Annotated in this window: 11 protein-coding genes; 5 read left to right on the forward strand and 6 right to left on the reverse strand. The window is 43.8% G+C overall.

The genetic code is table 11. The features are described from left to right. Window positions 1-143: 143 nt before the first annotated feature. The 4 genes from ACSQ8O_RS14280 to ACSQ8O_RS14295 all read left to right on the forward strand — a co-directional run bounded on the left by ACSQ8O_RS14280 (window position 144) and on the right by ACSQ8O_RS14295 (window position 5193). Window positions 144-1229 carry a Gfo/Idh/MocA family protein gene (locus ACSQ8O_RS14280; RefSeq protein WP_436242213.1) on the forward strand — a complete coding sequence of 362 codons (1086 nt, stop codon included), beginning with the start codon at window positions 144-146 and terminating at the stop codon, window positions 1227-1229. 555 nt (window positions 1230-1784) lie between these two features. Continuing rightward, on the forward strand, window positions 1785-2801 hold the full coding sequence (locus ACSQ8O_RS14285) for a LacI family DNA-binding transcriptional regulator (RefSeq protein ID WP_436242214.1): 1017 nt from the start codon (window positions 1785-1787) through the stop codon (window positions 2799-2801). Between the two features lie 89 nt (window positions 2802-2890). Further along, a complete protein-coding gene (locus tag ACSQ8O_RS14290; RefSeq protein WP_436242215.1) occupies window positions 2891-3982 on the forward strand; it encodes a Gfo/Idh/MocA family protein in 1092 nt (363 codons plus the stop codon). 41 nt (window positions 3983-4023) lie between these two features. Beyond that, on the forward strand, window positions 4024-5193 hold the full coding sequence (locus ACSQ8O_RS14295) for a Gfo/Idh/MocA family protein (RefSeq protein ID WP_436242216.1): 1170 nt from the start codon (window positions 4024-4026) through the stop codon (window positions 5191-5193). 118 nt (window positions 5194-5311) lie between these two features. Here ACSQ8O_RS14295 and ACSQ8O_RS14300 read toward each other — a convergent pair whose 3' ends face one another. Continuing rightward, window positions 5312-6184 carry a helix-turn-helix domain-containing protein gene (locus tag ACSQ8O_RS14300; protein ID WP_436242217.1) on the reverse strand — a complete coding sequence of 291 codons (873 nt, stop codon included), beginning with the start codon at window positions 6182-6184 and terminating at the stop codon, window positions 5312-5314. Between the two features lie 131 nt (window positions 6185-6315). On the opposite strand from ACSQ8O_RS14300, the gene ACSQ8O_RS14305 reads away from it, so the two are divergent. After that, entirely contained in the window at window positions 6316-9231 is a 2916-nt protein-coding gene (locus ACSQ8O_RS14305; RefSeq protein WP_436242218.1) for a family 78 glycoside hydrolase catalytic domain, read from the forward strand. Window positions 9232-9373: 142 nt separating this feature from the next. Here ACSQ8O_RS14305 and ACSQ8O_RS14310 read toward each other — a convergent pair whose 3' ends face one another. The 5 genes from ACSQ8O_RS14310 to ACSQ8O_RS14330 form a co-directional block, all read right to left on the reverse strand. Further along, window positions 9374-10459 carry a GerAB/ArcD/ProY family transporter gene (locus ACSQ8O_RS14310; protein ID WP_436242219.1) on the reverse strand — a complete coding sequence of 362 codons (1086 nt, stop codon included), beginning with the start codon at window positions 10457-10459 and terminating at the stop codon, window positions 9374-9376. 8 nt (window positions 10460-10467) lie between these two features. Next, window positions 10468-10701 carry a hypothetical protein gene (locus tag ACSQ8O_RS14315; RefSeq protein ID WP_436242220.1) on the reverse strand — a complete coding sequence of 78 codons (234 nt, stop codon included), beginning with the start codon at window positions 10699-10701 and terminating at the stop codon, window positions 10468-10470. Further along, window positions 10691-11857 (reverse strand): Ger(x)C family spore germination protein, encoded by a 1167-nt coding sequence (locus tag ACSQ8O_RS14320; protein WP_436242221.1) that lies wholly within the window; start codon window positions 11855-11857, stop codon window positions 10691-10693. Before ACSQ8O_RS14320 ends, ACSQ8O_RS14315 begins: the two co-directional genes overlap by 11 nt. After that, window positions 11844-13361, reverse strand: coding sequence for a spore germination protein (locus ACSQ8O_RS14325; protein WP_436242222.1), 1518 nt, complete (start codon window positions 13359-13361; stop codon window positions 11844-11846). Before ACSQ8O_RS14325 ends, ACSQ8O_RS14320 begins: the two co-directional genes overlap by 14 nt. A gap of 140 nt (window positions 13362-13501) precedes the next feature. After that, entirely contained in the window at window positions 13502-14896 is a 1395-nt protein-coding gene (locus tag ACSQ8O_RS14330) for an MFS transporter (protein ID WP_436242223.1), read from the reverse strand. Window positions 14897-14997: the final 101 nt, after the last annotated feature.

Genomic DNA, 14997 nt, shown 5'->3' on the forward strand with positions numbered 1-14997 from the left:
CGAAGTAAACGACCTAAATTGAAATATACACCGACGCTCAACTATCGTACTGTTCAGGTAGATGCCGCTCTTCCACAATCCATTACTTGTTGTAGTGGAAGTAGCGTTCAATTTACGAAGTTAATCGGAGGTAGGTTATTGACATGAAGAAACTCAAAGTTGGGGTCATTGGGCTTGGTGAGGTTGCTCAAATAATTCATTTGCCGATCCTAGAATCACTAAGCGAATGTTATGAAATAGCTGCGATCTGTGATATATCTCCCCGTTTAGTGCAGTGGGCAGGTTCTCGATACGGTGTCCACCAGCAGTACACAGATGCATTGGAGCTCGTTAAGCAGTCTGATCTTGACGCTGTTTTTATCCTAAATAGCAACGAGTATCATACGACATGTGCGATTGCTGCAATCAGGCAGAAGAAACATGTGTTTATTGAAAAACCGATGACGATGACCCAGCAAGAGGCAGACGCCATCATAGAAGCACGAGATGAATATGGTGTGAAGGTTATGGTTGGCTATATGCGCCGGTATGCACCGGCATTTACACAGGCTGCCCAGGATGTCAGAGATATGGGGCGCATTCAATATGCGGTAATTCGTGGCATTATTGGGATGAATCATTTTTTTACGAATCAAACAAGCACTGTTCATCGCTTTACAGACATTCCGTCTGAAGCGGTTATCGAACGCAAAACCATCCATCAGCGATTGATGAAGCAAGCGATTGGTGAGGTTCCGCAGGAGATCTATAATTCCTATTCGTTGCTGCTTGGCTTAGGTTCACATGATATTTCAGCAATGCGCGAGCTTATTGGTGTCCCGAATCGCGTCGTTTCCGCTGTGCAATGGCAAGGGGGTTCGTGTATGGCAGCTACCTTCGAATACGATGGTTTCTACGCGACGTATGAAACGGGTCTGGATCAGAACCGACGTTTCGATGCCCATATCGAGGTGTTCGGATCCACGAAACAGTTGAAAATACAGTACAACACACCCTATATCCGGCATTTGCCAACGACCTTACATATAGGTGAAACGGTAGGAGAAGCTTACGAGGAGCGGGTCCATCGGCCGACGTTTAAAGATCCCTACACCATTGAAATGGAAATTTTCCATGAATCCATCACGCAGGATAAGAGCCTGAAGACGACACCGGAAGACTATAAGCAGGATTTGACGATATTCAAAATGATGGTCGATCAAATGCTGATCACCTATAAGCCGCAATAGAGGGAGGATCATTTGGGACGCCAATCCATGCCTGGTTTCTCGTTCCTGAGCGTATGCGTGAGGGTGTTCCAGTTTCAGAGAAGCCGCCATGTGTTATTATTTTTCCCGGCTATGGGGAGATAAGGGATTGCCAGAGCGGCATGCGACATGGTTTCTGCTTGGTATCCCGACGAGACTCCCTTCGGCGAATTTCAACGGAAAGAGCTGCCGCTCGCCGATGTCGTGCATACAGCTGTGAAGCATGCAAAAGTACAAAAGTACAACCTTTCTCATCGAAATTGCCTCTCAATCTGAAAGGCTTGCGAAAGTGCAACAATTTCTGCTGACGCGTATCAAATTGGTCCATTTCGGTCACAAAGGATGCTTATTTGCACGTATTCATCTACTTTGAGCCATTTTCCCCGAAATTAAGTGTACTTTTGCATCTTTGACTTCTGAGACATTCAATACTATCCCAATGTGCAATTCTAAGTGTGCTTTAAACTCATCATTGACTTCAAAGGAAGAATGTGCGACCATAATCTAAACGTTTAGAATTTGTTGAGGTGTGAGTGAATGAAAGCTACCATCAAGGATGTAGCCAGAGAGGCGAAGGTATCTACTGCCACGGTTTCTTTCGTCGTCAATGGGATCGATAAGGTGAAGAAGAATACAAAAGAACGCGTTCTGCTAGCTATTCAGAAATTGAATTATGTCCCAGATCAAGCTGCACGAACGATGATCAAAAAGAAGACTAGGACGGTTGGCTTAATCGTACCGCTTCTTACGAACGAGTACTGGGCGGAGCTTGCTGAACAAATTCAAGAAGAACTTATTCTTCGGGGTTATACGCTGATGATTTGCACCGCAGGGATGAAGTCGGCTGAGCTTACGATCAACTCGCTGCTTGAAAGAAACGTGGATGGGGTTATTCTAGGTGGGCGAATCGTGAGTGATCCTGATGACCACTACATTCAGATGTTTATGGATCGTAGGATTCCACTCGTTTCGATTGCACCGGTCCATAAGGATGTCACTTCCGTGTGGGGAGATAATTTGAACAGCTCCAGAGAAGTCGTGGAACATCTCATTCAACAAGGTCACACGAAAATTGCCTACATCGGATCGATGTCAACCGGTATTGGACGCGAGTTAGGCTATCGGAATGCGCTAGCTATCGCAGAAATACCAGTCGATGAAGCACTTGTAAGAAACGGGAAATCCGAGGAAGTACACAATTTCAGTCAGTACGGCTATCAAACAATGAAGCAGCTGGTCGCGGACAAGTGTGAATTCACGGCATTATTTGGCGCGAATGATCTGATTGCCATTGGTGCGATCAAAGCGTTGCAGGATTCGGGACTTCGCGTTCCTCATGATGTGGCTGTCGCAGGGTTTGATGATATTGCTATGGCTGCGCTCTATAGTCCAGCCATAACGACTGTTAAGCAACCGATTGGTGAGATGGCAGGCTCAGTGGTTGCGGCACTCATTGAACAAATTGAACAACCCGATGGGCAATCCATCGCACGAAAAATTACATTCCCGATGACAGTGGTCGTGCGCGAAAGCTCCATCTCCTCAAAAGGCTGATACAAGAACTAACTGTATCGCTTTTTCATGAAATCTAAACGTTTAGATTTTATCGTTGAAAATCCCATTATCTAAGGAGAGATATACGTATGACAGTGAAAACGTTAAACGTCGGCATTATCGGTCTTGGAGAAGTCGCGCAAGTGATTCATTTGCCTGTACTAGAAACGCTTCCTAAGCAGTTCCGCATTGCAGCTTTATGCGATATTTCGCCAAAGCTAGTAGCTCATTTAGGTGACAAATATAACGTGGAAAACCTATACACAGACGCCGCCGAGCTAGTCAAGCAAGCGGATCTGGATGTCGTTTTTGTGTTGAATAGTGATGAATACCATGCAGAATGTGCGATTGCAGCTGCGAATCATAAGAAGCATGTGTTGATCGAGAAGCCGATGTGTTTAACGGAGAGCGAAGCTGACGCCATCATTGAAGCCCAACAACGCAATGGGGTGAAAATCATGGTTGGCTATATGCGCAGATACGCGGCATCCTTCGTGGAAGCGGTAAAGCAAATTGGCGGCTTTGAGAATATCCAATATGCGAGAGTAAGGGATATCATTGGACCCAACCGCTTATTCGTTAAGCCAACGAGTCATGTCGTTTCCTTTGATGATATTCCGGAAGCGTTGAAGGCGGATAAGCGTCATAGAAGTGAGAAATTAGTGAAGGAAGCGACGGGGGTAAACGCGGAATCACCAAATGGTCAGTTATATCGCCTACTTTGCGGCTTATCTAGCCATGATCTTTCCGCTATGCGCGAAGCGCTTGGTATGCCCAAAGGGATCGTTGGTGCTAAAGTAACGAACAATGGCAGTTTATTTTTGACGGCGATCTTCGATTACGATCAATTTGCAGTTACGTTCGAAACGGGTACAGACGGTCAGGGACGCTTCGATGCTCATTTGGAAGTATATGCGACGCATAAATCTGTCCGTGTTCAATATGATACACCCTATATTCGCCATCTTCCCACGAAGCTCCATGTGCATGAAACGGTCGGCGAAGCCTATACTGAATCTGTGATTCGTCCTACTTGGACAGACTCGTACACCTTAGAGCTGCAATACCTGTACGACGTCATCACGCAGGATTTAACACCGAAGACGACCCCAGAGGATTATAAGCAAGATCTTGTTATTTTCAAAATGATCCTGGATGCGCTATCGCGTAATAAAATCTAAACGTTTAGATTTAAAGTGTTATCTGCTGAAAAGAGGAACTTATGCGTAAAATTACTGTAGGCATTATTGGAACAGGATTTATCGGACCTGCTCATATCGAAGCGATAAGAAGGCTGGGATTCGTAGAAGTTGTGGCTATCGCGGAATCTAATCTCGCTTCAGCCGAGAAGAAAGCTCAGCGGTTAGGCATTCCCAAGGCTTATGGAGATTATCGAGAACTGCTACAGGATCCGGACATCGGGGTTGTACACAACTGCACACCTAATTATCTTCATTTTCAAATTAATAAGGAGGCTATCTTAGCTGGCAAGCATATTTTGTCAGAGAAGCCCCTGGCGATCTCAAGTGTAGAGTCTGCGGAGCTAGTGGCTCTAGCGAAATCCAAGGGTATTGTACATGGCGTCAATTTCAATTATAGACAATTCCCAATTCTACGGCAGCTTGCCTCTATGATTCAACGGGATGATCTGGGGCCTATTCATCTTATTCATGGCAGTTATCTGCAGGACTGGTTGCTCTATGAAACGGACTATAATTGGCGACTTGCTCCGGAAATTGGCGGTGCATCTAGGGCTGTTGCAGATATTGGCTCTCACTGGTGCGATACCATTCAATATGTCACAGGTAAAAAAGTGGTTGAAGTATTTGCCGATTTGGCAACGGTCATTCCGATCAGGAAAAAACCTATTCACAAAGTAACGACCTATGCTTCACAAGGGGGCACAGCGGTTGACTATGAGGATGCCGCCATTGTAACGGAAGACTATGCATCTGTTCTACTTCGCTTTGATGATGGCGCCAAAGGAGTCTTTTCCGTTTCACAAGTGAGTGCGGGAAGGAAGAATAAGCTTAGCTTTGAACTAAACGGCAGCAAAAAGTCTGCATGTTGGAACCAAGAAGAAGCCGAAAAGTTGTGGATCGGCCATCGAGACCAAGCTAATGAAGTGCTATTGGCTGACCCAGCCCTCTTTTTACAAGAAGCACGTTCAACCATCCATCATCCTGGGGGGCATAACGAAGGCTGGCCAGACTCGGTCAAGCATATGATGTTGCACTTCTATTCTTTCCTTAGGGAAGGGAAAGACCCGTTAACAGAGCAGGCTAACTTTGCGACCTTTGAGGATGGGCACTGCTCTATGTTGATTACTGAAGCCATATTGGATAGTTATGCGAAGGGGCAATGGGTGAAAGTAAAGCAGACTAGGGGATGACAGAAGAGGATGTAACATATAACGCCCAAACCGCACCTCGGCTCCAAGCTGAGCCTACTCCCAACCCTTGTCCGCCAAAGGTTGCTAGATGTATGAAGCAGGTGAGTGTTTATCACATTCAATTCCTCCTGCGATACATAGCCGGTGTTACACCTGTTTTCTCTTTAAATAGTCGATAGAATCTTTTCGGATCCTGAATCCCAACGGCTGCGGCGATATCTGCAATGGATAGGTCGCGATTGGAAGGATCAGCTAATAGACGGCAGCTTTGGTTGATTCGCTCATGAGAAATCAGCTCCGAAAAGGAAGCACCTGTATGTTCGGTAATAATGCGCTGTAATTGTCTTGTACCAATTCCCACCTCTTTAGCTAAGCTAACTAAGGTAATCTTGTCAGCTAATCGGCTTCGAATCGACCGCAGGGCAGTTTCCATTCTGTCTTGATTGGGAGAGGATGAAGCTTCTTTGTGTTCTATGGCGCGTTCCATGACGATGAGCAGCTGGAGGAGTAATCCGCACATCATAGTTTCGTAGCCAGTCCGCTTCTGTTGGAATTCACTTAATAGAGATGACATCATTTGTTCAAACTCTCCCGATTGTTCTCTCATTTGCAGCCATTGACCGCCATGCGCAACCAGATCATTGAACTTGTACATGTAGTACTGCTCTGGCAGAATGGAGGTAAGAAAATGAAATAGCGATGCGTCGAAGATGCAGTTGCCTATCCGCAGTGGCTTATTCGGATGGGGAGATGAGGGGCGGAAAATATGGGAGATGCCAATAGGAATGAAAAATAAATCACCTTTACTGACGCGGATCGTCTGATCTCCAATATAGTGAAAGCCGCTCCCCTCCCATACATAGCTGATTTCATAGAAATCATGCAAATGTTCAGGAAGATCGAAATGTTCATAAACTTTATTGACGAATATCGCAAATTCATTCTCAAAAAACTCTTCGCCTTTCTCAACGTGCATATCAGGTCTGCGCATAGGAACTCCTTTACTTCGTTTAGGATAATGTCATCATATACCTAGTATATGTCGTAATCAACCAATAACATTGCTCCTCTCTTTTTTTATAATTAAAGAAGAGATAGGAACGTAAGGAGGACGCTAACGCGATGACAATGACGAATTGGCAAGCCCAGTGGATTTGGGGAGATGGGGAAGAAAGTCCGCGGAATGAATGGAGATGTTTTCGCAAATCGTTCGAAGTTCCGCACAGCGAGGGGCTAAGTAATCCTACAGCTTCGCTAAGAATTACTGCGGATTCAAGATATGTGCTCACGGTAAATGGCACTCAGGTGGGGAGAGGGCCGGTTCGCTCTTGGCCATTTGAATTAGCCTACGATACGTATGAAATCGGTCATTTACTAAAACCAGGCGAAATGAACACTGTAGCTGTTCTCGTCATGCATTTCGGTGTTTCCACCTTCTATTATGTAAGGGGGCGCGGGGGCTTACTAGCGGAAGTAAACGATTCCGAGGGACATGTACTCGCAGCAACAGATGCGACATGGCATACGTCTGAGCATGTGGGACATCATCCACGTGCATCGAGAGCATCTTGTCAGCATGCTTTTGCCGAATATATAGATGCAAGTCGCTGGGATTCGTCATGGATGCAGAGGGAGTATGACCCTGTAAACTGGATGCAGTCGATCGTGCTTGGGCCTGTTGGCATGGAACCGTGGACGGTTGTTAAACCGCGTGATATTCCTCTTTTGACGGAAGAAATCATTACGCCAGTTCGAGTCGAATCCCTCGCGAAGATCAAGACGTTTCAGGTGACTGCGACACTAGATATCCGAAACGGTTGGATGGACGGAAGCGAGGTTCATGCGAATCGCATTCATTTCCTCGGTTACACAGCGACATCCCTTGTGTCCAGCAAAGCCGGCAAGGTGACGATTGGATTTCTTCAAAGCGGAGAATGTTTCAAAGCCCTATCGATAAATGGGGAGTGGATTAAGAGTAATCGCATCTACGGTTCGGCGCCAGAACGATACGTGGACGTTGATCTTCAGGCAGGAGATAATCTGCTCTTGATTGATGTGTCTAGTAATATTCATACAGGCAAGCTACAGATTGGCTTATACGCGGAGGAAGATCAAGTTGTCTCCTTCCAGGCGCCAGCTAACTACCGAGAACATGCGGAATCTGCTTGGCTCAGAATAGGACCTTTCGATGTCGTTGAGTTAATCGATCACCAACGTGATCGCGCCTTGGAGTCGGAACATCCGAGCTACCTAGAACTGCACGACAACGTGAGAACTGTGGAAGACTTAAGCGTGTACAAGGACTGGATTCAACCTGTAAATCCTAAGTACGTGTCTGAGGCAGATGTATTTGCTCTAAGTGTATGGAGAAAAGAAAACATTCGCTTCGCAGTTCCTCCCCAGCTGCAAAATGCGATTATTCCAAACGCGGAAGCAGCTAGCGTACCTGTTTTTGAAGGATACGATACGGAAGTGCTATTTGATTTAGGGAAAGAATATTCCGGTTATTTGGCCTTCGAGGTGGAAGCCAATGAGGGAGATATCCTAGATTGGTATGGCTTCGAGTACATGGCAGGTGAGTATAGACAGGACATGTTTGGACTTGACCATACGCTTCGCTATGTATGTAAAGCGGGCCGCCAGCGCTATGAAACTCCGATTCGGCGAGGTTTCCGATATGTGTCCATGACGGTACGAGGAGCTAAGCAGCCTATTAAACTCTACAACGTCACGATGATTCAGAGTAATTATCCCGTTGCAGAAGTCGGGCAATTCACGTGTTCGGACGAACTCTTGAATGATATTTGGGAAATATCCCGCCACACAACGAAGGTGTGTATGGAGGATACTTTCGTAGATTGTCCTGCTTTTGAGCAGGTATTCTGGGTTGGAGACAGTCGGAATGAAGCATTGGTAAGTAACTATCTATATGGTGTGCAAGATATTGTTAAACGCTGCTTAAGCCTTGTACCTGGTTCTAAGCACCAAACCCCGTTGTTCGCAGACCAAGTGCCTAGCGGGTGGAGCAGTGTGATTCCCAATTGGACGTTCTTCTGGGCGATTGCTTGTGCAGAATATTACGATCAGACGGCAGATGAATCATTTGCTTCGGAGATGTATGAACATATCCGATTTACACTCGAGCATTATTTAATGAACATCAATGATCAAGGCCTCTTTGCGATTAAAGGCTGGAATTTACTCGACTGGTCACCGATTGATCAGCCGAATGACGGCATTGTCACGCATCAAAATATGTTTCTGGCGCATACGTTAAGAGTTGGCGCACGAATGGCACGCATCTCAGGCGATGAGCAGGGAGTTGCTTTATTCGAAGATGCGGCATTGCGACTGGAAACAGCCATCAACAACCATTTGTGGAATGAGGATGCATTGGCGTATATCGATTGCATCCATGCGGATGGAAGACGCTCGCAAGTTGTGAGTATGCAGACACAGGTAGTTGCCTCATTAACTGGCGTAGCGTTCGGTGACCGAAAACAGAAGATCGACAGTTACCTCGTGTCTCCGCCGTCTCATTTTGTGCAAATTGGTAGTCCATTTATGTCGTTCTTCTATTACGAAGCGCTTGCGAAATTGGGGGAAGTTGATCTCGTGCTAGCGGATATTCGCCATAACTATGGGATGATGATTCGCAATGGAGCGACAACATGTTGGGAACAGTATCCGAATTTCCTTGAAAATCGTGCGAATCCGAACATGCTTACCCGTAGTCATTGTCATGCCTGGTCTTCGGCTCCAGCATATTTCTTGGGCAGGGAAGTGCTAGGTGTGAGAAGTCTTGCACCTGGATGGTCAGAGATCGAAGTTGCGCCAGCACCGAGTGGATTGACATGGGCGAAAGGGAGCGTTCCACATCCAGCAGGGGGACGAATCGATGTGTCCTGGACGGTGAACGAAGCTAGTAAAACGATGGAACTTACCGTCAGTTATCCGGCAAGTGTGTCTGTTCAAGTTCGGATGCCAGAAGGCTATACAGGCAATGTGAAAGAATTGAAACTGCAGCTACTTGAATAGGGAAAAGGTTTGCCTGTTATGTTTAGGGACATTGTGGGCAAACCTTTTGTGTAGTTCTGTTGGGTGACAAGAATATAGTCCCGTTAGGATCCGTTGGCCGAACCATGCCAAGAATATCGTCCAATTTAAACCGCGGGATACGCTATATTCGCTTGCGTTTTCTCATCAAGGTTAAAAAAACTAATACGATGGGAATAATCGCAGTCGGAAGTAGGGAAGAAACCAGCGCAATTGTAGTGTTATAAAGATAAAGGTCGCTCATACGGATAAAGCTTTTTTGTGTCATCGCAAAAAATAAAAGCCCAACTGGGAGAATAAAATTTCGCGTATTTTTTAATTGTAGTGTATGAGCGAGCAGCTTGATAAAAATATGTTGGAGAACGACAATTTCGAATAAGGTAAATATGGTCCAAATACCGATGATGACGATCTCAATTCTTTCCAGATATTCTCCGAATTTAACCATTTGAATTGACGAGAAAAAGGGGAACATAATTGTTCCTGCCAAATCTAGTCCAAGCGAACCTAATGTTAAATAAGTCGCTAGTAATAAATAGAGAAATGAGAGAACTAAGGCACTTAAGCTAATTGTGAATATCTTATCCAAATTCTTCACACGATAGAGGATAAAAACAAAAACGATAGATTTTCCAAACGGAAAATAGAAGGAAAGCCACCCACCGTAGACAAGTTCCGAAATACTATGTTGAAACTGGGGCAGGAAAGGATTGGTTTCCAATTCTCTTATAATAAATAAACAAATGATTGCAATGCCCACTAAAAAGAAGGGCATAATCACTTGTGTGGACCGAACTATCGTACCAAGACCTAGAAATGTGGCATATGTCGTACATAAGATAATAAATAGCACGATTTGGTTAGATGGTAAATTTGGAAGAACAACTGTCGTATAAAAGAACGATAAAGCCCGACAGGCTGCCGTCTGAATTTCAAGAATGTAGAGCAGATAAATACAAATTAATAATTTTGCTAGCTTGCTTCCTACTAGGTTATCAAAAATCTCAACCATTTTTAAGTTAGGGTACTGCTTCTGTATATAGCACATCAACTGCATCATAATAATGGCAAGGGTAGTCCCTAGGGTATAGGAAATCCAAACATCTTGTTTTAAGAACTTAGCTTCGTTCAAAAACAGAGTAGAGAAGCCAGACAAATAGCTGAATAATAAGAACCCAAACTGGACATAAGTTATTTTAACTGACTTCATGACGACCCCTAACTTACTTTTAATTGTTCCAACATATAATCCGAGACTGGTTTATACAACTTGGTGTAGAGTGACTCCACTGTTGGCAGGGTGTAGTGTCCTATCGGAATACAGTAACCTACAATAACTGCGGACAGCAGAAGCATGGCTATCGCATCGTGATTATTTGTTTGATTTCGTGAATTTAGGAATTGTTTGATGCCATAACCTATAGTCAGTACACAGATGATACTATTCAACATATCCATTTTCTCCTAAATTTTGAATCAATCCTATTTTTTCAATGGCAACATGAACATTTGTCTGGATCGGAATTGTTGGATAGAGCTCATTCCAGTTATTTTTTATCCGATTCCATTCATGGGGATGATGTTGTTTAAGTAGCTCAGAGAATCCTAGAACGTCTACCTTCAACTCTTTTTGTAGGTGATTCAAGCTTTTCTGGATCAACTTTTCTATGACTTTGGAAGCCTCTTGCTCTAATTGATCGATTGTATCCGGATTAGCAAACGGTAGAGGTTTAGCTATTTCTCCTATTGTTGAAGTTAAATCTAAATGAATATCGATGCTGGGTTTACCATCAACGAAATTGCTTTGGATGAATTTCTTTTTAACTTTAAAAAATAATGTCACTTTATTAGAGTTATAAGGAATAGTTTCGTTGAAAATTAGGCTGTTCCATTTCTTTTTCTCTGCCAATAAGTGAACAACTAGCACATCGGATCCCTTCAACCAATCCGTCATTTTATCCTTGTTTATTACTGCTCCACCGTTAAAATATAGAACCTCACTAGATTTACTTTGCTTCGAAGTACTCAACCTACCTACAACGTAGCCTCTGTATGGATTAATACTCCAATTGGCAACATCTTGTATGATCTGACTAATACTTTTTCCCCACTCTTTTTCATTTCGAACTTTTCCCTGCAAATCGTTGAAAAGTAAATCTCCAGTTTCCGATTTTAAGTTTAATACGTCTGCCGCATTGCCATCATTAATAAAAAGATAACTGGAAAGCCGGACTTGCCGATTTCTTGTTATGAAATCCAGTATTTCATACAAAGAATGACGTGCTGCATTTTCGCCAACGAGAATATATTTATTGTGCTGCCAAGTCAATGTTTTGCCTGCGCGGCTTCGTAAGTTTTTGGCAGAATCCAAAATAGAGATGCCGGTTGCACTTGCAACCCACTCAGAAAGCCCACTCGTTTTATCGGTACTTTTTGATGATGGAAGCAAGCAATACGCAGTAAATACATACCTATTCTTATCGAGATCATAATCTATCCCCGTTGCTGTAACTAAAGCTATATCGCTAATTTCTATCCTATCCTGTGTACATCCCGCTAGGAATAAGGAGATAGAACACAAAATCAAATATAGGTTAGTCCTTTTCATAATTCTGCTCAACATCCTCTAAAAGTAGTCCTTCCTTGTTGTGAGAAGTACCTGTCATTTCGTTTTTACCTTTCATATTAGATCTGTATCTGACTGGAAGGAGTACATACTTCATGATATTACTTCTTATGCTGCTGCCATTATTGGTGACCGCTAAAAAAGGGACACCAAAGGATTGTAAAGAACATAGATGTAAGATAAGTATGAACAAGGACAACGAGAGTCCAAACACACCACAATAAGCTGTAAAAAGCATGACAGGAAAACGAAGCATACGTAACGCGATAGCCGTGCTAAAGGATGGAATAGCAAAAGAGGCAATTCCTGTCATTGCAACTACAATCACCATTGGGCGGGATACAATACCAGACTGTACAGCAGCTTCTCCTATAATAAGTGCACCGACAATGCTAACTGATTGTCCAACAGCACGGGGAAGACGAAGACTGGCTTCTCGCAGAAGCTCGAAGGATGTTTCCATGAGGAGAGCTTCCACAAACGTAGGGAATGGAATACCTGCTTTTGAGGAAATAAAAGTCATCATTAATGGGGTGGGAATCATCTCGAGATGAAAGGTCGTCAAGGCGATATATAAGGAAGGTCCAAACAAGGATAGAAACAGACTGATCAAACGAATGATCCGCAAAAAGTTTGCGAAATAGAACCTTTCATAAAGATCTTCACTGGGGTGCAGCATTTCAAAAAAAGTGGATGGTGTAAGTAAAGCAATGGGTGTACCATCCGTTATAATTCCTATTTTACCCCTAGATAGAGCTGTAGCCACTCTATCTGGTCTTTCAGTTGTGACAAGCTGAGGAAAGGGGGAGAACGTACTCCCCTGAATCAACTCCTCAATTTGAGTGTTAGCAATTAAAAAATCCAATTGAATGGATTCAAGTTTATGTTGTAGAGCAGTAAGAATATCTAAATCGACAAGGTTTTCAAGATATAAAATCATGACTTTTGTGTTGCTTTTCTGTCCAAGAACGTACAATTGTGATTTTAGGTCTGGTGTCTTAAGCTTCCTGTACACCATGCTCAAATTTTTATGTAGATCTTCAGTAAAGCTCTCTCTTGGACCACGAACATTGATCTCGATTTTCGGTTCTTCGATAGGACGAGTCTCATATCCTGGAAGTAACATGCCATAAGCTTCAGTATGGCCTTCAATTAATACTACAAAACCAGCATCTGTAATCAAACTTACGATATGTTCAATATCTGTCATTACATGAATAGTACCAAGTGAGTAAATCGTTTCTAGGATGGATTCACAAGTAAGTTTCGACATGAGACGCATGTCTTCGTTAATTTTACGAATGATATGTTGATTCAAACTTTTTTCATCGATAAGGACATCTAAGTAGATGATGCAAGCGTGTATAGTTCCTTTTCCTCCTGTGAAATTACGTATAACTAAAGAATCACAGTTTGAGAAAATTTGTTGGATTTTTTGCAAATTAATGCTAATGGAAGAATTAATGTTATCTAACTTTAGTTTCATAAACAAGCCCTCCGTAAACCCTAAGGAACTATTTGAATGAAACGAATAAGATAAGAAGCAACCGTTTCTCATTAATTATCATCTTGCGGCACCCAAAATATACCTTGCGTTAAGTAAAAATGAGCAGCATGATGGCTGATTTAAGAATTCAGGGATGCTTCACGTGGTGGGGAGGCCAAGCGTCTCCGATTCAAGAATAGTAGACACATAGCAATCACTGTGAGAATAATCCCGAGTAATCGCAAACCACCCGCGCTGAACGTATCTCCCATTACGATGCTGATCAATAAAGAAGAGAGAATGGTGCCCAAATATCTGGATGTATTGAACAATCCGGAGGCTACCCCGATCATTTCTTTCGGTGAGCTTTGGAACAAAGCGGCTTGCATCCCGACATTGTTCAAGCCATTGCTAACTCCGAACGCGGCTAAAGCTAAACATACACTGACCATCGGAGAAGTTGGTTGCCATGTCACAATCCATATGGACCCAAGTGTCATCAGGATCGCGGATAGCAGCAAGGCTGGCCGTGGTCCTGATTTATCAATCCATCGGCCTGCTAAGGGAGATACGATGAGTGAACATAAGCCTAGGCTTAACATGAGAAGCCCAGTGTGGAATTCACTGACATGACGTACCATCTGCAAATAGGACGGAAGCCCGAAAAAGAGGGAGTAAAATAGTACGTTAACGAGCATGAATTCGATATTGACCCTTGTCATTGCCGGATATTTGGCGAATGTGCGTAGAGGTATAAAGGGAGTTGTCGTTCTTAATTCATGGCGTACGAAAGCCCCCAGTGAAACGAGGCCAATCAGCCCGACGATGACATGCATCATGGAGATGTGTCCGACTGATTTGGCTGACAGTACGCCAACGAGCAGCCCAACTAGCCCAACTGTGAACAGCAGAATCCCAGAGGCATCGATCAATGCTATCCATTTTCGAAAAGATAGTTCGTGTGTAAGAGATGTTGCCTGTTGGTCATTGGGGATGAACCTCCACGCGAGTAAAAAGCTCGCCACCACGAACGGAATATTGACGAGGAAGATTGCCTGCCAGTCCCACCAGTGAATCAGGATCCCGCCTATGAAAGGGCCAAGTGCTGCAGCTCCGGATAGGAATATGGACATGACGGATAGAGCAGCCGCTTGTTTCTCCGTTATATGAATCCGCACAATGGCCATGCCAACTGCAACCATCATGCTTGTTCCTATCGCTTGTATAATACGAAACACGAGGAGCAACCCGAAGTGGGGCGATAGAGGAGCTAATAAGGAAGCAATGAAGGCGATAATCAGCCCAGCAAGAAATATCTTCTTGCGACCGAATAAATCACTTGCCTTTCCCATCACAGGCTGTGCTACAGCACTCGCTAAGTAGAATACAAATATGATCCAGGACACCTCTGTGAATGCAAGTTGGTACACATTTTGCAGCCTTGCCATTGCAACAGCAATCATCGAAGAATTTAAGGGGTTCAGCAGCACCCCCAATCCAACTGAAATCAACAACCATTTGCTGCGACTATTCATGTCTGACACCCCCTGTTTACTGATGTCATCGTACTTGAATTTCATTATTTATTCCAATCACTTTTATGTTATGATTTCATTGATTAGAAGGAATGAGTCGG

This window comes from Paenibacillus sp. LjRoot56 (assembly GCF_964253335.1).
Lineage (GTDB): Bacteria > Bacillota > Bacilli > Paenibacillales > NBRC-103111 > Paenibacillus_E > Paenibacillus_E allorhizoplanae.